Raw genomic sequence first — 23965 nt, 5'->3', positions numbered from 1 at the left:
GAAGCTGTCGTTCCGGTGCGGGCCGCGGCCCGCACCGGAACGACGGCGGTCCGTCAGCGGTGGCCGTTCACCAACGCGGACCCGCGGTCGACGGGGAGGTCCGCGGAGAGTTCCACGGGCCGGTGCCAGGTCCGCTGGTAGTGGAGCAGGGGCGTCGCGCCGGAGAGCGTGACGTCCGTCAGCCGACCGACGAGAATGCTGTGATCGCCCCCCGGCAGGACGTCCTGACGCGTGCAGAGGAACCGCGCCGACACCTCCCGCAGCCCGGGCACCCCGCCTTCCAGCGGCACCAGGCCGGCCTCGGCCTCCGCACGTTCGTGCCGGGCGAACGCCTGTGCCACATGGGCCTGTTCGTGGGAGAGGACGTTGACGAGGAAGCGGTCGGCCGTGGTGAACACCTCGTGGGTGCTGCCGGACCGGTTGACGCAGACGAGGAGGAGGGGCGGATCGGCGGAGAGGCTGCACACCGCGCTCGCCGTGAAGGCGCGCGGCCTCCCGTCGGCGCTCCGGGTGGTGACCACGGTCACCGGCGCGGCGACCTGTGCCATGGCCTCCCGGAAGGAGTCCCCGGTGACGGTGGCGGCTAAGGGGGGTCCGGCTTCGGCGAGCAGTACGGTGCGCATCCGGTCCGCGATGCTCCGCACCTGGACCTCCCGGGACGTACCCTCCGCCCCGACCGGCCGCAGGGGCGCCACGGGTCCGGCGACCAACTCGGTCCAGGGGACGGTGCGGTCCCCTTCCGCGGCGCCGGCCACGCCGTCCCCCGGGACCACCGTGACCGGGCACCCGAGACGCGGGGAACGGGTCCGACGGCCGTCGTGGTGCTCTTCGAACCCGGTCGGACCGGCGCCGTCGTCCGGGGCGCACCGGCCGGGGTCCGCGGACGCGAACAGGTGCGCGGGATGCCGGTGGCCGGCCGTCACCAGCGCGAGCGCCCACGCGTATCCGGTTCGGCCGCCCGTGCCGCAGCCGTAGACCGCGTAGGGGGCCCCGTCGAGTTGCCGGACGGTACGTGCCACCAGGTCGTCGAGGGCTGCACCGGGCTCCGCCCGAGGGGCGCCGGCCGGCACCGCCTCGATGACCTCGACGCCGGGCCCCAACGCATCCAGGACGGACCGACAGGTGGGGTCCGCCGCATCGTCTTCGCAGGGAACGTACAAGAGCTTCATGAGCGGGTCCGCAACGACAGCCGCATCGACTCGACGACACGGGCTCTGTGGGGATTCACGGCTGGGCTCCTGACTTCCGCGCCGTGCGCGGTTGCGGTGGAGTGGACGGGTCTTCGGGGCTGCCCCCGCTGCCCGGGGGTTGCCCGGGGCCGGCTCCCGGCGGTCGCCGTCACGGGCCCGTGCCGGCGCGTGGCACGCGCCGGCACGACGACCGCGACCCCGGCTGCCCGGCCCGTACCGTCATCGGCCGTGGTCGGGAACCGCGCGCTCGCACGGGCCCCGACCGGGCACGACTCCGGCCACGGGAGCGGTCGGGTGCCGGGGGCGCCGGACACCGCGACCGCTCCGACCGGTCACGGCATCACGAGGGGACCGCCCAGGACGAAGCGGTCGAGGGGCTCGGCCATGGCGCTCCGGGCCGGAGGATGGAACGCCAGCGCCCGGGCCGAGGTGTAGTACGTCGTACTGAAGCCGCTGATCATGTACGACGATCCGCCGAGCAGTTCGGTGGCGTGTGCGGCCACCCGCGCGACGGTCCGTTGCGCGGAGTACCGCACGTACAGGGCGCGGGCCACGCCCAGCGGATCGTCGTCCCCCGGCGTCGTCGCCCGTGCCACGGCCTCCAACGAGGCCATGGTGGACTCCAGGTCGCCGACGAGTTCGATCCGCTCCCCGGCCGAGCCGCGCCGCTGGTGCAGCACCGCCTCGACCAGGCCGCTGGCCACCCCGACGTAACTCGCCGACACCATCAGCTCGAAGGTGTGGAACACCGTCGCGAGCGCGGAGTTGAGCGTCTGGGGGTCGCCCAGGAACGAGATGTGATCGTCCGGTACGTCGACGTCGGTCAGTACCACCTCGCGCGTCTCGGAACCGGGCAACACCTGCGCGTCCCCCAGCGTCCGCACCTCCATCCCCTCGGTGTCGGCCGGGATGATCGCGAGTGCCATCTCCTTCTCGCCGGTGTCCGGAGAGGTCACCATGACGCTCGCGGTGAGGTAGTCCATCGACTCCGCGAGGCTGCACGGCTTCTTGACGCCGTTGAGGCGCCACCCGTCACCGTGGCGTTCGGCCCTCATCAGAGGCACCAGGACGCTGGCGGCGGGCCGGCCCTCGCCGAACCCGGACGCGAGGTACAGCTTGTTCGCCGCCACGGCACCGAGCAGTTCCTCGGTGGCCGGACACGGAGGCATGGCGAGCACCGTGCAGTGGTGCATGTTCGCGGCCAGGGCCAGTGAGGGACTCCGCGCACCGAGGACCCGCTGCACGTGCAGGCCCTCCGTCAGCGGGGCCTGGAGTCCACCGAGATCCTCCGGCACCATGAGGGCCGGGCCGCCGAATTCCCGGAAGATGCCGAGCCCCGGGGACTTGACCGACTCCAGTTCGGCCACCGGGACGTCGCTGAGCGTTCGGTCGAGTCCGGGAAATAAGCGTTCAGTGGTCGCTAGTTCCTCGACCATGAAGTTGGTGGACACGCTTCAACCCTCTTTTCACGTGGCATCGGGCGGCGTTGCGCCGCCATCAACGAATTCAACGATCCGCTCGACGAGCCAGTCCGGCTCGTCGAGCGAAACGAAGGCACGCGAATGCTCCGCAATGGCGACCGAGCCTTGCTCGAAACACGCCGCCAGCTTCTGCCCGTGATCGAACGGGAAAAGGGGATCCTTCCGCGACCACACGACGAGCACGCGTCCCTTGAACCGGTGCAACTCCTCCGCCACCGCCTTGGTGACGTGCGGCCGCAGTCCGTCCATGAGCTTGACGAAGTCCCGCTGCACACCGCGGTTGTTCGGGAGATCGCCCAGCATTTCCGTAATGTGCTCCGCCGGCACCTTGCTGCGCGCCACGAGCATCATGAACATGCGCTTGACGGGGCCCAGCCGCAGCAGCCGCCCCAGGACCTGGATGACGCCGGGCAGGCCGACCAGCGGGCGCATCGGGACGAGGAGCTTCGGCGGGCAGTTGTCGAAGGCGTCCGAGGGAAGGAGCACCAACTGCTCGAAGAGCTCGGGTGCACGCGCGACGGCGATCTGGGAGATCGCCCCTCCGGTGTCGTTGCCCACCAGGACGATGGGGCCCGGGAGTTGTCGGGCCAGCTCGATGACCCGACCGGCGTGCGCTTCCAGGGAGCAGTCCGCGTCCGGTCCGAGCGGTGTGCGGTGTCCGCCCAACGGGATGTCGGGCAGCACCAGGTGGAACCGGTCGCTCAGGCCCGAGACCAGCGGGTCCCACAGGTGTCCGTTGACCATGAGGCCGTGCACGAACAACATGGTCTTTCCCTGTCCGACACGTCGTAAGTCCATCCAGCCGTCGGAAGTCTCCACCCGAGTGGTCTCGATCTGCATTTCGGACACCTTTCTATTCGGGCGGCCCTGCGGGCCTAGCCCTTCACGGTGAGCACCTCGACGTCGTAGACGAACGCCTTGTCGTCATGGGTGAGCGACGAACTGAGCGCCACGTCCCGGAACAGCGTGGAGTGTGCTTCTTCCGGCACTTGGTGTTTGGCCAGGAAGTTCCGGTAGCATACCCGTCCGCCCGGCCTGCCCGCGCGCGCGGTGTGCCGCATGATCTGGTCGAAGCCGTCCTGGTCGATGCAGCTGGTCACATCGGAGAGCGAGAACTTGTCGAGCGAGCCGTCAGGGGCCTTTCGCAAGTAGTCGATGAGGTTTTCGGTCACGATCTCGACTTTGGTCGGGGCCGAGCGGATCGCCTCGTAGTTCTCCCGGAGCAGGAAGTGGGGCAACGTCCCCCGGTCCGCGTAGCGTCCCAGGAACGTGAACGCCAGCCAGTGGTTGTCCCGTGCGAGGTGGTTCGTGAAGGTGTGGTGGGTGCGTTCGAGCACGTAGCCGCCCACGGAGCCCACGTCGATCGTGATGCGGTAGCCGGGGTCGTTCAGCACGAACTTCAGCACCCGCTCGGAGAACCCGTACCGGATCAGCGACCGCCACAACACGCCGTCGACCTTCTTGAGGTAGATCGACCGCTGCTCCTCCAGGGTGCGGGCGGAGAACAGGTCGTGCATGGCGCGCCCGTACAGGAGGCGCATGCCCGGGGCGACGACGCGCCGGTAGAACTTCTCGTGCCGTCCCGACATCAGCAGGCCCTGCCGGACCTCCTTGTGGTGCCGGGCGAAGTACCGGTACGCCTCCGTGCTGATCTTGCCCCGGAGTTCGGCGAACAGCCGCAGCCGGTTCGGGCACGGATCTATGCCGAGGAAGGCGAGGAGCGTGTCGTAGTCGAAGTGCCTGATCGCCGCCAACTTCACTTCGAGCAGGTAGTTCTGGCCGGGAGAGGTGTCCACCGACACCACCGACCGCGGTTGGCTCGCGATCAGGCTCAGGGTGCGGCAGCCGCTCCCCGTGACGCTGAGCACGTCCTCGCCGGCCGACACCTCCAGAGCCCGCATCTCGGAGTCCGAGTCCTCGTCGCAGGTGCTGTACAGGATCCACTTCTCGGAGCCCTTCGAGCTCATGGTCACCATCCCCATTCGGCGTGCGGGAGTGTCCTCCCGGGGTGCAGGGTCGAACTGAGCGTCGGTGCCCGACCGCGGTCGGCGGGACGTGACTGACCCGCGGACCCGGGCGGTTCGGCGCCCCGGCGGACCGGGGCGCCCCGGCGCTCACGTCACGAAGAAGCCGTCGTTGGCCATGTCCGCCACGCTCAGGTCGAACGCCTTGCTGGTGGCAGCGAGGTCCTCGTCCGTGTGGGCGACGCTGAGCAGGAAGCTGTGCAGCTCCGGCATGTACACCCCGTGCTGCCGCATGTAGTAGGCGAGCGCGATGGTGGCCTTGAAGTTGCTGCCCGCCATCCGCTCGCGGTAGATGCCCGCGGAACGGTGGCTGAAGTTGAGCGAGAAGATCGACCGCTGGGCGTTGATGCGGCAGGAGATGCCGTGCTTGCCGGTGCTCTCCACGAACTCCCGCCGCAACCACTGGGTCTTGGCGTCGAGCTCCTCGTAGAGCTGCTGGTTCTCCCGCAGGTGGGTGAGGACCGCCGTGCCCGCGCGACAGGTCAGCGAGTTGCCGCTGAGGGTGCCGCCGGCGAACGCCTTCTGCTCGTAGTCGCGGAAGGGGTCCTCGGAGCTGCGGCACGTCTCGATCAACTCGGCGCGTCCCGCCACCGCACCGCACGGCAGCCCGCCTCCGATCACCTTGCCCAGGCAGGTGAGGTCCGGTTCGATGCCGGCCAGCGTCTGGGCCCCGCCGTACGCCACCCGGAAACCCGTGACCACCTCGTCGAAGACCAGGGGCACGCCCGTGTCGGTGCACACCGCCCGCAACGCCGTCAGGAAGTCGAGGTCGAAGGTGGTCGTCGAGGACGGCATCGGCTCGCAGATGACGCAGGCGAGTTCGTCGGCCCGCTCGCGCAGCTGCTCCAGGGCGGCGATGTCCCCGTACTGGAGCACCACCGTGTTCTGCACGACGTTCGGGTCCGAACCGAGCGTGCCCGCGATGGGCTGCGGGGCGTGCTTGTCACCGGTGAAGCGGAACCACGAGCTGACCATGCCCTGGTCGGAGAACCCGTGGTAGTGGCCCTCGAACTTGACCACGGTCCGGCGCTTCCGGTAGGCCCGGCACAGCCGGATCGCCAGCAACACCGACTCGGTGCCGGAGTTGCACAGCAGCGCCTTGTCCGCCGACGGGAAGGCGTCGACGAGCAGTTCGGCCAGCTCGATCTCGGGTTGGTTGCCGATCCCGTTCACCAGCCCCGAGGCCACGCCGGAGGTGATCGCCTCGTTGACCACCGGGTGGGAGTACCCCAGGATGTGCGGCCCGTACCCGCCGGAGAGGTCCACGTACTCGTTGCCGTCGACGTCGCGGATCCGGCCGGCCAGGGCGTCCTTGACGAAGATCGGATAGGTGCTGGGGAAGAAGTAGCGGTGGATGTGGGTCGGCGCCACGAGCGACTTGTCCGCCCGGTCCCGCATGTCCAGGGAACCCGGGATCTGCTTCCTGAACTGCAGGTCGAACCGTTCGCGGACGGCCTTGCTCATGTAGGGCGAGAAACGGTCCGTGAACTTCCGGGCGTTGTCCCAGATGTTGATTTCCGGATCGAGTTGGGTGGCGAACCCCTCGCAGGACAGGAAGACGAGTTCGACCTTGGTGAAGCTGGTGGTGTACCGGGCGCCGTACCTGTGCAGGATGTCCCGCACGTCGCGGAAGTAGCTGATGGTCGACCAGCGGTTCGAGAGGGTGTCGAAGTGGCGCTCCAGCGTCGCCACGAGTTCGCCGCGGTACTCCTCCCACCGCGCCCGGAGGTTCTCGGCCCCCGTGACGAAGTGGGCGGTGAACCGGTCCACCGCGATGTCCCACTCCTTGCGGGTGCACGCGTAGTAGAAGGACGACAGGCCCCACTTCTCGTCCTCGGTCAGCTCGACGGTGATCCCGTAGTCGAGCAGGATCAGCGCGCCGTCCTCCGAGAACAGGATGTTCCCCGGGTGCGGGTCGCCGTGGGACAGGCCGTGCATGTACAGCATCGTGTAGATGGTGTCCTGGAGGCGCCGGGCCAGTTGCGCCCCCGGGAGGCGCACCTCGTGGGCCGAGTTCCCGCGGATGCCCTCCATGAACTCCATGGTGAGCATGCGGGGCGTGACCAGGTCGGGGACGACCCGCGGCACCCGTACGTAGGGGTGGCCCCCGAAGTTGCGGTACACGGCCTTCTGCCGGACCGCTTCCTGGAGCATGTCGGCCTGGGAGCGGAAGAGCGAGGACACCTCGGCGAAGCGCCGGATGCCGTCGGACTCGGCCACCACCGGGAGCACCTTGTCGGCGAGGCGGATGCCCCGGCCCATGAGGCGCAGGTTCTGGTCGATGTGCTCGGCCACGCCCTCCTTCACCAGTTTGACGGCGACCTCCTGGCCGTCCAGCAGCCGGGCCCGGTGGACCTGGGCGACCGATCCGGAGGCGACCGGCGCGAGGTCGAACTCGCGGAAGACGCTGTTCATCGGGGCCCGGAGCTCCCGGGTGACGACGGCGCGCGTGGTCGCCGCGTCCATGTGCGGTGCGTCGTCCTGGAGGGTGCGGAGCTTGTCCGCCCACTCCACGGGCACCAGGTCGGACCGGGTGGCGAGCAGTTGACCCAGCTTCATGTAGATCGGCCCCGCCTTGACGAGGCAGTCGAGCAGCCGCTCGGCCTCCTCGGCCCGCAGGGACCCACGGGGGGAGCGCAGCCGTGACGCGCCGTATCCGAAGGCGTGTCCCAGAATGGTTCCGGCAGATGTGAATGGATTCCTGGTCATCTTGTCATCGCCCCCGGTCAGTACACGAACGAGAAGGCACTGAAGGACATGCCGGCGCTACCGACCCAGCCGATCGCGCGGTCGCCGCGGTTCAAGCGTCCCTCGGCGACCGCGGTGGCGATCCCCGTCGGAACCGATGCCGAGACGATGTTCCCGGTGTGGTGGAAGACGTGGAAGATCTGCTCGCCCAGGCCCGCGCCGTCCGCCATCTCCTGCCAGAACCGTTTCGACGAGGCGTGCGTGAACACGGCGGTCGCCTCCTCCTTGGGGGCGTCCAGCTGCTTCAGCACCTCCATGGCCTCGACGCGCGCCGCCTCGTGCAGTTCGAAGCCGAAGGAGGTGAACCGGTTGACCCCGTTCCTGGCGACCTTCTCCGAAGGCAGCGAGAAGTCCGCATAGCCCGGCATCGGAATGTTGCAGAGCTCGGCCAGGTCCGGTCGCGAGGAGAACGCGAAGGACCACGGTTCGCTCCCCTCGGCGGTGAGGATCGTCGCGGAAGCGGCCTCGCCGAGGGTGTACGCCGGGAAGCTCCAGGTGATCGCGTCGATGTCGCCGAGGGTGAACACCCCCGGGTACACGGCCCCGCCGGGGCGCATGTTGAACTCGGCGTTGACGAGCATCGCGGTACGGCACGCCCCCGAGGCGAACAGCCCTTCGACGATCTGCAGCGCCCTGGTCCAGCTCATGCAGGCGTCGAGGACGTCGAAGCACTGGGCGCGCTTGATGCCGAGGGCCGCCGCCGCGTGGTACGCCCCGCCCGGTTCGAGGAACCCCCGGCCGATGCCGGTGTAGATGACCACGTCGATGCTCTCGCGTGCCAAGCCCGAATCCTCCAGGGCCCGTTCGGCAGCGCGCACCAGCAGGTCGAGTGGGCGTTCCTCCTCGGTGGCCCACCTGCGCTCCTCCGAACCGGAGTACGAGAGCCAGAAGTTGACCCTGCGGAGCGCTTCGTCGAGGTCTCCCTCGAAGTGGGGTTCGCTGTGCTCGCGAACCAGGTCGATGACGTCGTCGTTGGTGACGCGTCGTGACGGCAACGCCGTGGAAACGGCTGCGATCCTCATCGTCCGGCCTCCGTGGTCGTGGACCGCGCGGGGCCGGCGAGACGGTCCGCCACCAGCGCGGCCAGCGCGTCGATCGATTCCGATTCCCACATCCACTCCGGCGGTAGCCGGAGCCCGCTCCAGTCCTCAAGGCCCTGGTGCAGTTCCAACATGTGCCGGGAGGAGAGCCCGTAGGCGGAGAGCGGCCCCCGCCCGTCCACGAACTCCTGCCCCGCGAGCATCCGCTCGGATATCCAGCCCTCGACGTAGCTGCGGCAGCCGCTGCGGAGCGCATGGGCCGCGGAGGCGGCGGCCGAGGGGGCGGGCTGCGCCGGCCGGCCGGCCGGGGCCTCGTCGGAGGCGCCCGGGGAGGCGTCCGCACGGGCCCGGACGGCGAGGCGCTCCCGGAGCACCTCGGCCTTGCAGCGGCTCCGCTGGATCTTCCCGCTCGTGGTCACGGGGACGGAACCGGTCTCGGCGATCAGCACGGTGGCCGCGACCTCGTGGTGCCGCCAGACGGCATCGCGGATCGCCACGGCGACCTCCTCGGCGCGGCTCTCGTCGCGGGAGGCGCACTCCGCCACCACCACGACGCCCTCCCGGCCCTTCCCCTCCGTGCCGAAGGCGGTGGCCCGACCGCGGCGCACGGCGGGGTGGCTCTCCTCGGCGGTCCGTTCGATGTCCTGGGGGTAGTGGTTGACGCCGTCGATGATGACCAGGTCCTTGATCCGGCCGCCGATGTAGAGCTGTTCCTCGTGGAAGAAGCCGAGGTCGCCCGTTCGGAGGTACCGCTCGGCGTCCTCGCCCTCGATGCGCGCGCCGAAGGTCTGCTCGCTCTCCTGCGGGCGTCCCCAGTAGCCCCGTGCCACGGTGGGGCCGGCCACCCAGATCTCGCCGGCGTGGCCCTCGGGCAGACGGCGTCGCGTGCTGGGGTCGACGATGGCGACCCGGGTGTCCGGCACCGCCGTTCCGCACGAGACGAGGGGCCGCGTGCCCTCGTCGGAGGGCAGTTCGGTGACGGGGCCGCCCACGGTGATGGGCTCGAAGGTGCCCCAGGACGTCGAGGTGCCCGGAACCTTGTTGGTGACCTTCAGCGTCGCCTCGGCCAGTCCGTAGGACGGGCACAGCGCCTCGGGCTTGAGCCCGTACGCCGCGAACGCCCCGTTGAACCGCCGGAGGGTGTCGAACTGCACGGGCTCGGCGCCGTTTCCGGCCACGACCAGCGAACCGAGGTCGAGGCCCGCCCGCTGCTCTTCGGTCGTGCCGTCGACGCAGAGGTCGTAGGCGAAGTTCGGCGCCCCGGTGTGGGTGCCGTGGTACCGGGAGATCGCCCGCAGCCACCGGATCGGGCGGCGCACGAAGGTGGTCGGCGCCATCAGCACGGAGCTGCATCCCGCGTAGACCGGCAGCAGGATCGCGCTGATCTGCCCGTAGTCGTGGAAGTGCGGCAGCCACGAGACCCATCGGCTCTCGCTGTCGACCTGCCAGGAGCGTGCCGCCTCGGCGCACTGCCGTACGGCGTTGCGGTGGTCGATGACCACGCCCTTGGGGGTGGAAGTGGAGCCGGAGGTGTACTGGAGGTAGGCGACGGCGTCCGGGGAGACCTCGCGCACGGGCGGCGGCGCCGCGTCGCCCGAGGTCGCGTCGGTGGCGAACCAGGGGAGGGACGCCACCCGGGTGCCCTCGTCGAACAGGGACTTCCGTGTCATCCCCGGTGTGGTGGCGAGCACCGCGGTGGCCGCGCAGTCCTGCGCGATCGCCTCCACCGTCGATGCGGTGCGCCGCTGCGGGACGTAGAGGGGAACCGCGACGATCCCCGCGTACAGGCAACCGAAGAACGCGACGACGTAGTCGAGTCCGGCCGGATGGAGGAGGAGTACCCGGTCGCCGGGTTCTGCGATCTTCAGGAGGTGGCCGGCCAGGGCTCCGGCACGGTCATGCAATTCCTTGTGCGTCAGTGTGCCCACAACGTCGAGGTCGCCCTGGAGGAACGTGAATGCCGGCTCCTGCGAGTCGCTTTGGGCGCGTTCCCGTTGTATGTGTACGAAGTCGGTTTCCGATACGGATTCCACTTGGTTACCTCATTCTGAGGGCGACGAGTGAATACGTCTGCTGGCTGTCATCAGCCGGACGCCGGCTTATGCGGAATCGAATGGACGCGAAGGGAGGCGGGCCGAGGGGGATCTGTGGGGGTGCTGTTCGGGCGCGGCGCTTCCTTCCGGCCCATCGGGACGGGCTGTGGCGGCGCCACCACTGGATCTACGAGAGTGCCACCCCCGTCCAGCACGGGCAATGACAGAACCCTGAAAGGGCTTCCCGGTCGCCTTCCGGATGGTGGAAGTCGACTCCGCCGGACATCGGGGATCGGGCGGGCGGGCCGTGGTGAACCGGAACGCTTTGACCTGCGAGTTCCCTCTCGAATCGGGCCCGCGGGCCCGTCGAAGGCCGCGGTCGGGACGCTATCGGCGATAGCCGGCCGCTCGGTCGGGCAATGATTCTTTGGATCGTCGGACCTTTTTCATTCGGAATGAGGGAATCCGGTGGAGGGCATTCCGGAGCGATCTCGCATCCCGCTCGCTGCTATCGCGAAGTCAAAAGGTTTGGTCGGTGGGGATTTCCTTCATCCCGAAGGGTGGGGTGGGAGTTTTCCGACTCCTGCCCTTGATCGCGCGCCATGAACGATGGCAGGCTCATCGCACTTGAGTTCGCGTCGATCCCCTCCTCGACGGGCCGGGGAGAAGACGCCGCTCCCGCCGCCCCGGGATTCTCCAGGGGAATGCCGGCCCCCTCCGGCCGGCGGGTCGGAAGCCATTGCCTCCCCCAAGACGACCCCGGCCCCCGCCGGTGCTGCTCCCCGGCCTTCCTCCCCCGTCGACCCCCAGCGCCCCCGGAGTCATCAGGCATGACGTACGCACCCCCCCGTGCCGCCGTTCTGGCCGGCATCGGTTCCTGGCTGCCGCCCGACGTACTGACCAACGCACAACTGGAGGCCGAACTCGACACCAGCGACGAGTGGATCCGCACCCGCACCGGCATCGCCAGCCGCCACCGCGTCACGCCCGGCACGTCCACCTCGGAGCTCGCCGTCGAGGCCGGCCGGCGCGCGCTGAAGTCCTCGCAGAGCGATGCGGTCGACGCGCTGGTGCTGGCGACGTCCACACCGGACGAGCTCTGTCCCGCCACTGCGCCGGACGTGGCCTCCCGGCTGGGCCTGGGCCAGGTGGCCGCCTTCGACGTCTCCGCCGTCTGCGCGGGGTTCGTCTACGGCCTGGGCACCGCCGCCGGCCTCATCGCCGCGGGCATCGCCGAACGGGTGCTGCTGATCGGGGCCGAGGCGTTCACCTCCCTCGTCGATCCGGGGGACCGCACCACGGCCGCCATCTTCGGCGACGGCGCCGGCGCCGTCGTCCTGCGGGCCGGCGACGTCGACGAGCCGGGAGCGATCCGGTCCCTGGTCCTGGGCAGCGACGGCCGCGGGAACCACCTCCTGAACGTGCCGGCCGGCGGCGCCCGCCAGCGGGAGCAGACCGAAACGGCCTCCCGGTTCCTTCAGCTGCAGGGACGGGAGATCTTCCGTCACGCCGTGCGACACATGGGGGCCTCCTGCCGCGAGGCCACCGCCCGAGCCGGCTGGGAACTCTCCGACGTCGACCGGTTGGTCGCCCACCAGGCCAACGCCCGCATCACCAAGTCGCTGGGGGACGCCCTGGGCGTGCCGCCCGGGAAGCGGGCCTCCAACATCGAGCGCGTGGGCAACACCGCCGCGGCCTCGGTACCGGTGCTGCTCGACGAGGACAACTCCTCCGGTGCCCTGACCGAGGGCCAGCGGGTGCTCATCACCGCCTTCGGCGGTGGACTCGCCTGGGGCGCCGCCACGCTCGTCTGGCCCGCACTGCACAGCGTCGCCTGACACCCCGAGGGCCGCCCCGACCGGCCGTTTCCACGGATCCTCCGTCACGGAGGGCAAGGAGCTGACATGAACGGATTCAACGAGCTCAAGACGATCCTGATCCAGGAACTCAAGGTCGCCCCGGAGATGGTGCGCCCCGACGCCACCCTGGAGGACGTCGAGTTCGACTCGCTCACCCTGGTGGAGCTGGCCGTCATCCTCGAACGCGACCTCGGCGTGGACATCGAGGACCACGAGCTGCGCGATCAGGCCACCTTGGCGGACATGGGCCGGCTGGTGGAGGACCGGGTAGCCCAGGGCGCGGCATGACGCTCCCGACCGACGTCGCGGTCACCGGGCTCGGGCTCGTCACACCGGCCGGGATCGGGGTCGAGCGCAACTGGACCGTGCTGTGCGAAGCACGCGGGACCGCCGCCGCACCCGACCCCGAACTGAAGGGCATGCCGGTCGACCTCGCGTGCCGGGTCCCCGACTTCGACGCCGAGGGGCTGCTGGGCGCCCGGCGGGCCCACCGCCTCGACCGCTTCGTCCAGTTCGCGCTGGTCGCCGCCGAGGAGGCGCTGGCCGACGCCGGCCTGGACCGCACCCGTTGGGACGGCGCCAGGGTGGGGGTGGTGCTGGGCAGCGCCGCGGGCGGCCTGCACACCTACGAGCGGCAGCACGAGGTGCTGCTCCACCAGAAGCCGCAACGCGTCACCCCCCTTCTGCTGGCCATGTACCTGCCGAACATGCTGGCCGGGCAGGTGGCGATCGCCGTCGATGCGCAGGGCCCGAACATGGTCGTGGCCACGGCGTGCGCCTCCGGGAGCACGGCCGTGGCGACCGCCTGCGATCTGCTCGCGCTCGGGCGCTGCGACGTGGTGCTGGCCGGGGGCAGCGACGCGATGATCACGCCGCTGGCCATGTCCGGCTTTGCCACCATGGGGGCGCTCTCCCGGCGCACCGAGGACCCCGCCGGGGCCTCACGCCCCTTCGACCGGGACCGGGACGGTTTCGTCGCGGGGGAGGGCGCAGGGCTGCTGGTACTGGAACGCGCCGCCGACGCCCGCGCCCGCGGCGCCCGGGCCCGGGCGCGGATCGTCGGGCACGGCACCACCGCGGACGCCCACCACATCACCGCACCGCACCCCGACGGCCGCGGCCTGGAACGGGCCGTGCACCAGGCCCTCGCCGGGGCCGGGGCCGCTCCGGGCGACGTGTCCTACGTCAATGCGCACGGCACCTCGACCCCGCTCAACGACCTGGTCGAGGCAAGGGTCCTGCACCGGACCCTGCCCCACGGCCCGCCGGTGAGCTCCACCAAGGGGGTCACCGGACACCTCCTCGGGGCGGCCGGAGCGATCGAGGCCGCCTACACCGTGCTCGCCGTCGAGAAGGGCCTCGTCCCCCCGACGGCCAATCTCGCCCACCAGGACGCGGAGATGGACATCGACGCGGTCGCGACCCCCACCCCGCACCGCATCGAACTGGCACTGAGCAACTCCATGGGCTTCGGCGGCCAGAACGCGGTGCTCGCACTCGGCCGGGCCTGACGGCGCGACACCCCGCACGGCCGGAGCCGCCCGAACGGGCGTGGCCTCACTCGGTGAGGAAGGGCGCCTCCACCCCGTCCAGCGCGCGGGCGCAACGGCACGAGCGCTGCTCGGGCAGTTCCACCACGGTGCGCAGGATCAGATCGCGCAGCCCTCCGACGCTCCGCGAGAAGACGCGGTACACCTCCTCCTGCGACACGCTCTCCTCGGCGTCGATGCCCGCGTCCAGATCGGTCACCAGCGCCACCGACGTGTAGCACAGCGCCAGTTCACGGGCGAGGGCCGCCTCGGGCATGCCGGTCATGTTCACGAGGGACCAGCCCGCCGCCGCGTACCACTGCGACTCGGCGCGGCTGGAGAAGCGCGGGCCCTCGATCACCACCATCGTCCCCCCGTCGACGGGGGCCGCGGCACCGCCCTCCGCGCCGGCCTTCAACACCGCGGCACGGCCGGTGTCGCAGTAGGGGTCCGCGAAGGACACGTGCGAGACGACGTCGTCGAAGTAGGTCGACGGCCGGCCCGCCGTCCGGTCCACCACCTGATCCGGCACGACGAGGGTGCCCGGCCCCAGCTCGCGGCGGAGCGACCCCACCGCGCAGGGGGCGATCACCTGCCGCACGCCGAGGGAGCGCAGCGCCCACAGGTTCGCGCGGTAGTTGATGCGGTGCGGCGGCAGCGCGTGGGTGCGACCGTGCCGCGGGAGGAACGCGACCCGCCGGCCGTCCACCGTACCGACCGTCAAGGCGTCGGACGGGTCGCCGTACGGGGTGCTCACCGTGAGCTCAGTGGCGTCGGACAGCAGCGAGTACAGCCCGGTGCTGCCGATCACTCCGATTTCGGCGTGCGCGACGCCGTCCTGTGTGGCGTTCATGCGAAGGGCACCTCTCCGAGAGTCCCGTCAGGGGTGGGGACGTGGGCCGGCCGCAGGCTCAGTGCGTCCAGGTCCGGCACCGTGATGTGATCGGGCACCCGGGGCCCGCGCGGGTCGTTCTCCCTGCGCACGCCGATGCTGCGCCAGCCCGCCCGGGCCGCGGCGTCGAGTTCGGCCCCGACGTCGCTGAGGAAGACGCAGGACGCTGCCGGAGCGCCGACCAGGCCCGCGATCCGCCGGTAGGACTCGGGATCGCCCTTGGGGCCGGCGTTCTCCAGGTCGAAGCGGTCGCCGAACAGCACCGACAGGTCTCCGTGGGCGGTGTGCCGGAACCAGTCCAACTGGGCCGCCGCGGAACCCGACGAGTACGTGTGGACGCGGATCCCGTCCGCCCGCCACCGGCGCAACGCCGCCGGCACCTCCGGGTACACGTGCCCGTGCAGGGAACCGTCGGCGTACCCCTCGGCCCAGATCCACCCCTGGAGCCGCTTCAGCGGAGCGGCCTTGACGTCCTGGTCCGCCCAGGCGGCCAGCACCGCCCGGGCGCCCGCCGCGTCGAGTCCGGGGCGTCCCGACTCCCGGCGGACGTCGGCCAGCAGCTCCGCCAGTCGGGGGTCGGCCGCGTGGTCGTGCAACCAGCCCGACAGCCGGCGCCGGGCGTAGGGGAACAGCACGTCCCGCACATGGGACAGGGAGCCGATGGTGCCCTCGATGTCGAGCGCCACCACCTCCGCACGCAGCTCGATCACCGGTCGGCTTCCGTCAGCTCGTCCAGCCGGGGGAACCGGTCGGCGATCGGGGTGCCGGTGAAGTCCCCCACCCAACCGTCCTCCTCCTGGAAGAACCGGATGGCCGCGAAGTCGGGCTGCGGGCCCATGTCGAACCAGTGGCGGACGCCCGCGGGCACCGACAACAGGTCACCGGCCTCGCACAGCACGGCGTGGACGCGGTCGTCGAGGTGGAGGGTGAACAGGCCGCGGCCGTGGGCGAAGAAGCGGACCTCGTCCTCACCGTGCCGGTGCTCCGCCAGGAACGTCGAACGGGCCTTCGCCGCCCGCTTCCGCCACTCCTCGGTCGGGGTCGGATGCAGCCGGGCGATGTCCACCAGCGTCATGGCGTCGCGTTCGCACACCTCCTCGATCTCCTCGCGGTACAGGTCCAACAGGGCCTGGTCGTCCAAGGCGGGCACGTCCTCGGTCCGCAGTGGCCAGTGCCGGAGGACGACTCCGTGGGCACCGAGTTCGGCGCCGATGCGTTCGGGGTCGCGGGTGCGCAGGAGCACCTGCTCCGGTGCGTCGTCCGGCATGATCTGCAAGAGGGTCAAGGCAATGGTCCTTTCCTGAACCGGGGGATCACGCGGCCGGTCGGGCCGGGTCCGGCCCGCCGTCGAGCAGCAGCAGATGGCACATGGCCTCGACGCACTCCAGGCGGTTGAGCGCCTCTTCCAGGTCGCGGCCCCAGACGGTCACTCCGTGGTCGGCGATCAGGAGCGCCGGCGGTGGCTCGGGGCAGTCGGCCAGGTGGGCGGCCACGTCGTCGGCGATGCGGGGGACGTCCGGCCAGTTGGGGAAGACGGGCAGGGAGGTGTGGGTGGCGTCGGCGAGGCCGAGGCCCTTCAGCAACTCGAAGTCCCACAGCGGCAACCTGGTGAGCCGGTCCCGGGCTCCGACCCGCCGGGCGAGGGCGGTGGCGTACGGAGAGTGCACGTGCACGACCGCCTGCGCGTCGGAGCACCGGTAGACGGCCGCGTGGATGGAGGTCTCGGCGGACGGACGCGGTCCGCCCCCGGCCGTCCGGACGGCCCGGCCGGTGTCGGCGTCGACGAGCACCGTGTCCGACGGTCCGAGGGCGCCCTTGCCCAGGCCGCTGCCGGTGATGAGGGCGCGGGAGCCCGGGCCGGGGAGCCGCACCGAGAGGTTGCCGGACGTCCCCGGCATCCAGCCTCGCCGGTACAGGACGCGGCAGTGGTCGGCGAGCGCTTCGGCCGCACGGGTGTCCGCCGCGTCGCTGCCGCCCGGCGCCTCGGCCGCCGCTCCGCCCCGTGCGGGCCGCACCACGCGTTCTTCGGTGACCAGCGCGGTGATCAGTTCATGGGGGGTGATGTCGAAGGCCGGGTTGAACACCCGTGCACCGGCGGGCGCGACCTTGACGCCCGCCAGCGTCGTGACCTCTTCCGCACCGCGTTCCTCGACCACGATCCCGGACCCGTCGGGCAGTTCCGGATCCCACGAGGACTCCGGAGCCACCACGACGAAGGGGACGCCGTGCCGGGCCGCGGCCACGGCCAGTGCGTACGTGCCGATCTTGTTGGCCGTGTCGCCGTTCACGGCGATGCGGTCGGCGCCCACCAGCACGCAGTCCACCATGCCCCGCGACATGGCCGCCGCGGCCGCGGAGTCGGGGCACAGCCGGTAGGCCACGCCCGCCTCCTGCAACTCCCAGGCGGTGAGCCGGGCTCCCTGGAGGAGCGGTCGGGTCTCGTCCACCAGCACTTCGGCGATCCGGCCGCGATCCGCGAGTTCCAGGATGGTTCCGAGCGCGGTGCCGACAGCCGCCGTGGCCAGACGGCCCGTGTTGCAGTGGGTGAGCACGCGCAGGGGGCGGTCGGGGAGCAGCGAGGTCACCAGGTCCGCGGCGCTGACGGCGGCCGTGCGGTTCGTGGCGATGTCGTCGCCGATCGCCTCCAGGGCCGCGTGCAGCACCGCGTCCGGTCCGTTCGGCAACCGTTCCACCACGCGGGAGACGGCCCAGGCCAGGTTGACCGCAGTGGGCCGGGCCGCCGCGATCCGCTCGGCGTCGGCGCGGACCGCCGCGAGGTCGGTGGTGCCCTCGTCCGTGGTGTGCAGGCGTGCGGAGAGCGCCACGCCGAGTGCGCCGGCCAGACCGATCGCCGGAGCACCGCGCACCGCCAGTGAACGGATGGCGTCGATCAACTCGTCCACGGTCCTCAGGTGCAGCCACCGGATCTCGTGCGGCAGCGCTCGTTGGTCGATGACGACGACGGCTCCGTCGACCCAGGCGAGCGAGGCGGCGGCGCCCGGCCGGTGCTCCGTGTCGGTGGCGGTGGACGCTTCGGGGCCGACCCCGGGGTCCGTCGGGGCGGAACGGGTTGTCATGGGTCTCCCTCTGCTGCGCGTTCACTGGGGGTGCGTCGCACTGCGGAGCATCGGTCCGCTCCTGCGCCCGGGGGCGACGGCATCGGACGCCGTCCGGCCCGCCCGCCACGGTCGGCTGCTCGTTCCCCGTCCCTCCGCCGCAGGAGGGCCAGGCCCACGCGGGAACGGCGCGGCCGGCAGGGACGACGGCGAGGGCTCCGCCGCGCGGCGGAACAGGGGTGTCGGGCAAACGGTTCTGTGCAGTACTCCATCGTCAGATACGCCGTTCCAATTCCGAGCGGCATTCTCCGGGCGGGTGGCTTCGGTGAATCGCCGTCATCAGGGGGCGGGCACCCCTGGTTGAACCGTGTTCACCTGTAGGTGCAGGACGTCTCCGGGCCCGGTCAGCGTGTCACCGTCGGGGGCGCCCGGACAATGACAGCAGCGGGAAAGATGTTCTCCGTGATCTTCCCAGTCCCGGAAATGCAGCGCTTTTCGTCCGGTGTTTCCGGTGTCGGTACGAGGGCGGGAATCGTCGGCGGGACGGCGTCACCGGGAGCGGCCGTCGCTCCGGCGGTGGACGGCACCCCGCAACCGGCGGGCTTCCATCGTACGGTTCCCGGTCGACCGGGGAGGTCCTGAGGCGTCACCGGAGCTTCCTTTCAGCCGAGTTGTGAACGGAGCTCCATCCCGCGCATGCGGTCCCACCAGTGGTGAAGGAACCGGCCCACGGTCCTGATGTGTCTGGATACCTACGACGGAACACGCAGTGCCCTACCGGAAACCCCGACCTGAAACAAAGATGTTCCTGACCTGTGCATCCACCCGGAACCATGCCCTCGACCTGCATCGATCGGGTCGGCAGCCGATCGGGGGAGGCATGAGGACCGGCCAGCAACGACCGTCCGTTTGACTCCCCAGTGGATTGGGAGGGGCGAATCAGGAGGATCGCATCGTGAGCAACTGCCTTCGGGGTCACCGGGACCGTGCGCGCGTGCCTGGTCGGCGAACCCCGGTGGGCCGGTGCATCAACGATCGGTGCGGGGGCGCGCAGGGGTGCTGCCCGAGCGCAATCCCCGCCACGGCGGACGGGCGGGGGCTCCGCGCGCCGTCGGTCCCCTTCCTTGACGCCCTCTCCCAGCGATGCCCCCCGGCTCCGTACTTCCGCGTCCTGCCCGCGACGACGAGGGTGTCCGCACCGCCCGACGGCCGCCGCGGCAGCTCCCGGGGAGCCGGGCACCGGCAGGGGTGAGCCCCCCCGCCGCGGTCGGCGCACCGGGCGTCCCCCGTCGCACCAGTGCACTTCGGGCGCCGACCGGCGGAGCGGCAGCCCGGTCCGAACGTCGCGCAACCACGACGAGGCCCTGACCCCCATCACGATCCTTCGGGCACCTCGTCCTCGTGCTCCCCCTTCCGCCGGGTTCCGGCGGAGCACCCGTCCCGTCCCCCGGTGACGTGGAGGTCCTCCCTCCGACGAGCGGTCCTGCTGCACGCGGGCCGTACCGGCCACCCCCTTCACCGCCGGTCCCGGCCGGGTGACTCCCCGAACCCGGAGCTGACTCCCGCCGGTCGATCGCTGCCGGAACCGACCCGACCACCGATCCGGTGCAGTGGCGGGCGGACCCGTGTCGACCGGTTTCCCATTCACGATTCTTCACGGCAGACATCCAGCTGTCACGGAGCTGAAACTCACGCGACACGGATCCGGACTGCCTCATAAAGCCGAAGGACACGATCGACATGACAACGCACGACAGCAGCGTTCGAGAGTTCACCGACTGGCTTCTGAAGCGTCAGCAGGATTTGGTGGACAAGATCCTCACGGCGGTCTGGCGCGACGGCATACCCACGAGTCCGCTCGCGACCGACCCGGCACTCGCGACCGTGGTGTGGCTGGAGACCGAAAAGCTCGTCACACAGCTCCTGGAGGAGCTCGGGAACAGTCTGCGGGACCCGATCCAACCGCACGGTGCGCGGCACCTCGCCAGGCTCGCGGCGCTCCACGAGACGCCGCTGGACGACGTCATATCCAGCTACCGGATCGCGCAGGGCGTGATACAGGACGCCTTCTTCCAGGCGGCGCAGGAATCGGGGATGAGACCCTCCGCCGCCCTGGACGTCCTGCACCACTGCTGCCGCCGGCTGCTGCACCAGACCGAGGTGCTCATCGGTCTGGTGACCACCGAGTACACGGACGAGGTGGAGCTCATCGGAGGGGACGAGAACGCGCTGCGACTCCAAGCGGTGCGGTCCGTCCTGGACGAGGTGGGGCCGGCCACCGAGCTGCCGGGGTACGACCTGAACGCGGAGCACGTCGCCGTGGTGGCCCAGGGGCCGGCGGCGGCCTGTCTGGCGGCGTTCGCGCGCGAGTGCGAGCAGAGCGCCTTCGCCGTGTTCACCGACCGCAGCGTCGTGTGGGCGTGGTTCAGCTCGGTGGGCCCGGAGACGGTGCGGGAGGCGGTCTGGGAGCGGGCGCAGCGCGGATGGTTGGGCGCCGGCGAGCCGGGCAAGGGCGTGGCCGGCTTCCGGCGGACCCACCGGGAGGCGCAGTCCGCCTCCCGGGTGTGCTCCTGGACGGGGCGCAGGAGCGCGCGCTTCGCCGACATCGAGCCCGAGGCCATCGGGCTGGCGGACATCGACGCCACCCGTGCCCTGGTCCACCGGCGCCTCGGTCAACTGGCGGAAGAGGGCGCTCGACACGATTCGCTCCGCAAGACGCTGGAGGTCTACCTGGCCTCGGGGCAGAACGCCCGGTCCGCAGCCTTCAAACTCGGCCTCACGGAACGCACGGTCGCCAACAGACTGCAAGCGGCGCGCGCCCTGCTGCCCTCGGACACCCGGCTGTCCTCGCTCGAACTCGCGCTGGCCCTCCGGCTCCTGCCCCTGACCACCAAACGACCGGCGATGCGGTAGTGCCGGGTGCGGCCCGCCGGGCAGGGAGACCCCCGTACGCCCGAAGTATCGTTTCCGCATCGCCCTGGGTCCGCCGACGTCAGCGCTGCTGGTCCGGCACGGTCGCGTCGACGGCGCCCAGCGACTCGAACAGGCGCAGTGCGAGGGCGGTCTCCAGCGATCCGGCGTCCGTGCCCGGCGGGAGGAGGTCGCCGGCCTGTCGGAGCCGGTAGGCGACCGCGCGGCTGCTGACGTGCAGCCGTCGCGCGGTCTCGCGCGCGTTCGAACCGCAGCCGAGGTAGGTGCTCAGGGTCTTGCGGGCGGTGGCCGCCTGGCGGGTCGGTCGGGCGAGCCGGCCGAGTTGCCGTCTGATGAGGGTGCGGGTCGCCTCGACGTCGGCCAGGGCGATGGCCTCCGGTGCCGAAGCGGAGAACCGCAGCACGGGCCGCCTCTGGTGCTCGGCCACGCGCAGGGCCATGCGCGCCTCCGCGTGCGATTGGCGGAAGCCCTCGGCCCCGCGTGCCGGCTCGCCCATGCCGATCCAGCAGCCGCTCTCGGCTGCGGCGTCCGCTGCCGCGGCGACCGCGTCCGCCCGGGAGGTCGCGATCCACACCCAGCCCAGCTCGGCATCCGGCCACACCGCGCAGTGCGGTGCGTTGACGCCGCGCATCAGCATCCGTACGACCCGTTCGGACCCCGGACCCGAGGCGGCCAGTGCCAGGTGATCGCTGCGTAAGTTGTAGAAGTCCAGGCTCGCGGCACCCTCTCCCCTCAACACCTCGCGCACCGCGTGCAGTTGGCGGCGCCCCCGGGCCGGCCTGATCGCCGTGAGCTCTTCGCGGTACTCCGCGATCGCGAGCTCCCCGAGGTGCTCGATCTCGGCGAACAGCCGCCGGGCTCCGAGCCGTACGGCGCCGAGGGCGACCCCCGCGTCCGCGGCGGTGGGCACCGCCTCGATCAGGGCCTCCTCCAGGACGCGGTGCCCCGTGCGGTAGGCGTCCAGCAGGTCGCGCTCCGGGGTGCCGTTGCGCGCCGCCAGTCGAGCGACGTGCCGCGTCTCCGGAAGGCGCAGCGGCTCGCCGTCGTGGGCGAGCGCGGTGATCAGCTCGCGGATCACCGCGCGGGTCTCGGTGACGACCCTGGCCGTGAGCCCGGGTTCGTCGATCAGTTCCTTGCCGATCCCCATCCGTCTTATCCCGTCGACGACCTGTCTCGTCAACGCATCGAGCTGGGCCTGGAGTTGGTCGCTGGCAACATGCAACAGTTCAGCCTCGTCAGTCACAGCCGAAGCTTCGCAGGGTGCGCAACTTTCCGTCGAGTTCTGCGCACCTTGTACGTGGCATCGCAAGCATCGCGCCAGGACAGTTGGGCCCATGAGCACCCCCGAGACCCCGTCGCAGGCCTCGTCGGCCGAGATCAACGAGCTGTGCCTGACGCCCGCCACCGAACTCGCGAGCCGAATCCGCCGGCGTGATCTCTCTCCCCGCGAGCTCACCGCGGCCTTCCTGACGCGCATCGAGCAGCGCAATCCGGCCCTCAACGCCTTCGTGCACGTGGCGGCCGACACGGCGCTCGAAGCCGCCGCCGAGTCGGAGCGGCAGCTCGTCCGGGGACACCTCGCGGGGCCGCTGCACGGCGTGCCGATCGCCATCAAGGACCTGTTCGACTACAAGGCCGGGATGCCCAACACCTTCGGCGTGACGGCCTTCCGGGAGTACGTGCCGGAACGGACCGCCCGGCACGTCGCCGAGCTGGAGGGTCTCGGGGCGATCGTGCTCGGCAAGACCAACACGCCGGAGTTCGGCCACAAGGGCCTCACCGACAACAGGTTGTTCGGGCCGACGAGCACTCCGTTCGCCCTCGGCAAGAACGCGGGGGGATCGTCCGGCGGGTCCGCGGCAGCCCTGGCCGACGGGCTGTGCGCCCTGGCGCAGGGTTCGGACGGCGGGGGATCGGTGCGGATTCCGGCGTCGTTGTGCGGTGTGGTCGGGTTCAAGCCCACCTTCGGTCGCGTCTCCGACGCGGTTCGCCCCGACGCGTTCCTGTGCCACGTCCCGTACATGAGCAACGGTCCGATGGCCCGCACGGTCGAGGACTGCGCGCTGATGCTGTCGTGCATGGTCGGGGACGATCCCCGCGACCCGACCAGCGTTCCCCATGACGGCACCGACTTCCAGGCGGCCACCCGGCGCAATCCGACCGGTCTGCGTGCCGCGTACCTCCCCACCTTGGGCGGGTTCCCGGTGGAGCCCGGGGTGCGCACCGTGGTGGACGGTGCGGTCGTGGCCCTGGAAGAGGTCGGCATCCACGTCGACCGGCCGGACTTCCGGCTGCCGCTGCCGCACCGTGAGGTCACCGACCTGTGGGTGCGCAACGCGGGTGCCATCGCCTCGACCGTGGTCGAGGCGTTCGCCGCCGAGGGCCTCGACCTGCGCGGCGAGCCGTGGGGCGACCTCCCTCCCGGGCTGCGCGCGATGATCGAGCGGACCGACGGCCGCACGCTGATGGACGGGCGCCGTGACCAGATGGTGCGCACGGTGCTCTACGACGCCGTTGCGGACCTCTTCGACCGGTACGACCTCGTCATCAGCCCCACCTTGGCCGTGGCGGGTTGTGACAACGCGGACGACGGGTGGACCGTGGGCCCCGACCGGATCGAGGGCGAGGAGGTGGACCCGGTCCTGGGCTGGTGCTTGACCCACCTGTTCAACTTCACCGGCCATCCGGCCATCTCGGTGCCGGCCGGGTTGACGGGGGAGGGCCTGCCGGTCGGGTTGCAGATCGCGGGGCGTCGGTACGCGGACGTCGACGTCCTCTCGGCCGCGGCCGCCTTCGAGCGCGCGCGTCCGTGGTCCCGGCACTACCGCACGATCGCCGCGACCCGCCGCTGAGCGTCGGGGGCCCGACGGCTTCCGTCGGGTTCGCGTGCCGCAGGCCGGCACCGAGGGCCGTGCAGGCGGCTGGTCCGCCCTGCGCTCTCCGGAATTCTTCGCCCCGCTTTCCGGTGAGGCCCGACCGGCGGGCAACGGCGAATGACAGGATGAATGGTCATTCGGACGTATTCCGTTTCGCTCCCCGGAAGTCCTGTGATGAGTGTGCCGGACACGAAGTCCAGTGCCTTGTGCGACGAGTGTGCCTATGGCATCGTTCAACCATAGGCGATGTTCGCGAAATGTTCGGCCGATTCGTGGACGATAATTGCTAGTGAAGAAATTCTGGCG

Annotated in this window: 17 protein-coding genes; 5 read left to right on the top strand and 12 right to left on the bottom strand. The window is 71.0% G+C overall.

Annotated elements, in window-relative coordinates; all coding sequences use genetic code 11:
• Window positions 1–53: 53 nt before the first annotated feature.
• From ACSMX9_RS02255 to ACSMX9_RS02225, 7 genes are all read right to left on the bottom strand, one after another.
• Window positions 54–1169: a flavin reductase gene (locus ACSMX9_RS02255; RefSeq protein WP_445399549.1), complete on the bottom strand. Its 1116-nt coding sequence runs from the start codon at window positions 1167–1169 to the stop codon at window positions 54–56.
• Window positions 1170–1522: 353 nt separating this feature from the next.
• Window positions 1523–2641: an acyl-CoA dehydrogenase family protein gene (locus ACSMX9_RS02250; RefSeq protein WP_445399547.1), complete on the bottom strand. Its 1119-nt coding sequence runs from the start codon at window positions 2639–2641 to the stop codon at window positions 1523–1525.
• 15 nt (window positions 2642–2656) lie between these two features.
• The gene (locus ACSMX9_RS02245) at window positions 2657–3511 is read right to left on the bottom strand and encodes an alpha/beta fold hydrolase (RefSeq protein WP_445399545.1); all 855 of its coding nucleotides are present in this window, start codon (window positions 3509–3511) and stop codon (window positions 2657–2659) included.
• 35 nt (window positions 3512–3546) lie between these two features.
• Entirely contained in the window at window positions 3547–4638 is a 1092-nt protein-coding gene (locus ACSMX9_RS02240; protein ID WP_445399543.1) for a DUF3419 family protein, read from the bottom strand.
• Window positions 4639–4785: 147 nt separating this feature from the next.
• Window positions 4786–7404, bottom strand: a complete 2619-nt coding sequence (locus ACSMX9_RS02235) for an aminotransferase class III-fold pyridoxal phosphate-dependent enzyme (protein WP_445399541.1) — start codon at window positions 7402–7404, stop codon at window positions 4786–4788.
• Window positions 7405–7421: 17 nt separating this feature from the next.
• A complete protein-coding gene (locus ACSMX9_RS02230) occupies window positions 7422–8465 on the bottom strand; it encodes a 3-oxoacyl-[acyl-carrier-protein] synthase III C-terminal domain-containing protein (protein ID WP_445399539.1) in 1044 nt (347 codons plus the stop codon).
• Window positions 8462–10516, bottom strand: a complete 2055-nt coding sequence (locus tag ACSMX9_RS02225) for an AMP-binding protein (RefSeq protein ID WP_445399537.1) — start codon at window positions 10514–10516, stop codon at window positions 8462–8464. The genes ACSMX9_RS02230 and ACSMX9_RS02225 overlap by 4 nt, the downstream gene beginning before the upstream one ends.
• An 830-nt stretch (window positions 10517–11346) precedes the next feature.
• Here ACSMX9_RS02225 and ACSMX9_RS02220 point away from each other — a divergent pair.
• From ACSMX9_RS02220 to ACSMX9_RS02210, 3 genes are all read left to right on the top strand, one after another.
• On the top strand, window positions 11347–12354 hold the full coding sequence (locus ACSMX9_RS02220; protein WP_445399535.1) for a beta-ketoacyl-ACP synthase III: 1008 nt from the start codon (window positions 11347–11349) through the stop codon (window positions 12352–12354).
• Window positions 12355–12420: 66 nt separating this feature from the next.
• A complete protein-coding gene (locus tag ACSMX9_RS02215; RefSeq protein ID WP_445399533.1) occupies window positions 12421–12663 on the top strand; it encodes an acyl carrier protein in 243 nt (80 codons plus the stop codon).
• Window positions 12660–13886, top strand: coding sequence for a beta-ketoacyl-[acyl-carrier-protein] synthase family protein (locus tag ACSMX9_RS02210; protein WP_445399531.1), 1227 nt, complete (start codon window positions 12660–12662; stop codon window positions 13884–13886). The genes ACSMX9_RS02215 and ACSMX9_RS02210 overlap by 4 nt, the downstream gene beginning before the upstream one ends.
• A 46-nt stretch (window positions 13887–13932) precedes the next feature.
• Here the strand turns inward: ACSMX9_RS02210 and ACSMX9_RS02205 are convergent, their stop codons facing one another.
• From ACSMX9_RS02205 to mtnA, 4 genes are read right to left on the bottom strand one after another with little or no spacing between them, the layout of a single operon-like run.
• Window positions 13933–14757: an S-methyl-5'-thioadenosine phosphorylase gene (locus tag ACSMX9_RS02205; RefSeq protein ID WP_445399529.1), complete on the bottom strand. Its 825-nt coding sequence runs from the start codon at window positions 14755–14757 to the stop codon at window positions 13933–13935.
• The gene (gene mtnC, locus ACSMX9_RS02200) at window positions 14754–15506 is read right to left on the bottom strand and encodes an acireductone synthase (protein WP_445399527.1); all 753 of its coding nucleotides are present in this window, start codon (window positions 15504–15506) and stop codon (window positions 14754–14756) included. Before mtnC ends, ACSMX9_RS02205 begins: the two co-directional genes overlap by 4 nt.
• A complete protein-coding gene (locus tag ACSMX9_RS02195) occupies window positions 15503–16081 on the bottom strand; it encodes a 1,2-dihydroxy-3-keto-5-methylthiopentene dioxygenase (RefSeq protein WP_445399525.1) in 579 nt (192 codons plus the stop codon). The genes mtnC and ACSMX9_RS02195 overlap by 4 nt, the downstream gene beginning before the upstream one ends.
• 28 nt (window positions 16082–16109) lie before the next feature.
• Complete coding sequence (gene mtnA / locus ACSMX9_RS02190) at window positions 16110–17873, bottom strand: S-methyl-5-thioribose-1-phosphate isomerase (protein ID WP_445399524.1); 1764 nt, start codon at window positions 17871–17873, stop codon at window positions 16110–16112.
• Between the two features lie 1719 nt (window positions 17874–19592).
• Between mtnA and ACSMX9_RS02185 the strand changes: the two genes are divergently transcribed.
• Window positions 19593–20765: a helix-turn-helix domain-containing protein gene (locus ACSMX9_RS02185; protein ID WP_445399522.1), complete on the top strand. Its 1173-nt coding sequence runs from the start codon at window positions 19593–19595 to the stop codon at window positions 20763–20765.
• Between the two features lie 79 nt (window positions 20766–20844).
• Here the strand turns inward: ACSMX9_RS02185 and ACSMX9_RS02180 are convergent, their stop codons facing one another.
• A complete protein-coding gene (locus ACSMX9_RS02180) occupies window positions 20845–22026 on the bottom strand; it encodes a PucR family transcriptional regulator (protein WP_445399520.1) in 1182 nt (393 codons plus the stop codon).
• Window positions 22027–22117: 91 nt separating this feature from the next.
• Here ACSMX9_RS02180 and ACSMX9_RS02175 point away from each other — a divergent pair, with 91 nt between their 5' ends.
• A complete protein-coding gene (locus ACSMX9_RS02175; protein ID WP_445399518.1) occupies window positions 22118–23635 on the top strand; it encodes an amidase in 1518 nt (505 codons plus the stop codon).
• The last annotated feature ends 330 nt before the right edge of the window (window positions 23636–23965 follow it).

This window comes from Streptomyces sp. LE64 (assembly GCF_052606915.1).
Note: the sequence above shows the minus strand (reverse complement) of the source record. Positions and strands in the feature narration are given on the sequence as shown.

Coding starts and splice junctions, on each gene's coding strand:
- mtnA (WP_445399524.1), bottom strand. CDS start 17,873: ATGACAACCCGTTCCGCCCCGACGGACCCCGGGGTCGGCCCCGAAGCG.
- ACSMX9_RS02240 (WP_445399543.1), bottom strand. CDS start 4,638: ATGAGCTCGAAGGGCTCCGAGAAGTGGATCCTGTACAGCACCTGCGAC.
- ACSMX9_RS02185 (WP_445399522.1), top strand. CDS start 19,593: ATGACAACGCACGACAGCAGCGTTCGAGAGTTCACCGACTGGCTTCTG.
- ACSMX9_RS02205 (WP_445399529.1), bottom strand. CDS start 14,757: ATGAACGCCACACAGGACGGCGTCGCGCACGCCGAAATCGGAGTGATC.
- ACSMX9_RS02215 (WP_445399533.1), top strand. CDS start 12,421: ATGAACGGATTCAACGAGCTCAAGACGATCCTGATCCAGGAACTCAAG.
- ACSMX9_RS02245 (WP_445399545.1), bottom strand. CDS start 3,511: ATGCAGATCGAGACCACTCGGGTGGAGACTTCCGACGGCTGGATGGAC.
- ACSMX9_RS02230 (WP_445399539.1), bottom strand. CDS start 8,465: ATGAGGATCGCAGCCGTTTCCACGGCGTTGCCGTCACGACGCGTCACC.
- ACSMX9_RS02210 (WP_445399531.1), top strand. CDS start 12,660: ATGACGCTCCCGACCGACGTCGCGGTCACCGGGCTCGGGCTCGTCACA.
- ACSMX9_RS02235 (WP_445399541.1), bottom strand. CDS start 7,404: ATGACCAGGAATCCATTCACATCTGCCGGAACCATTCTGGGACACGCC.
- ACSMX9_RS02175 (WP_445399518.1), top strand. CDS start 22,118: ATGAGCACCCCCGAGACCCCGTCGCAGGCCTCGTCGGCCGAGATCAAC.
- ACSMX9_RS02255 (WP_445399549.1), bottom strand. CDS start 1,169: ATGAAGCTCTTGTACGTTCCCTGCGAAGACGATGCGGCGGACCCCACC.
- ACSMX9_RS02220 (WP_445399535.1), top strand. CDS start 11,347: ATGACGTACGCACCCCCCCGTGCCGCCGTTCTGGCCGGCATCGGTTCC.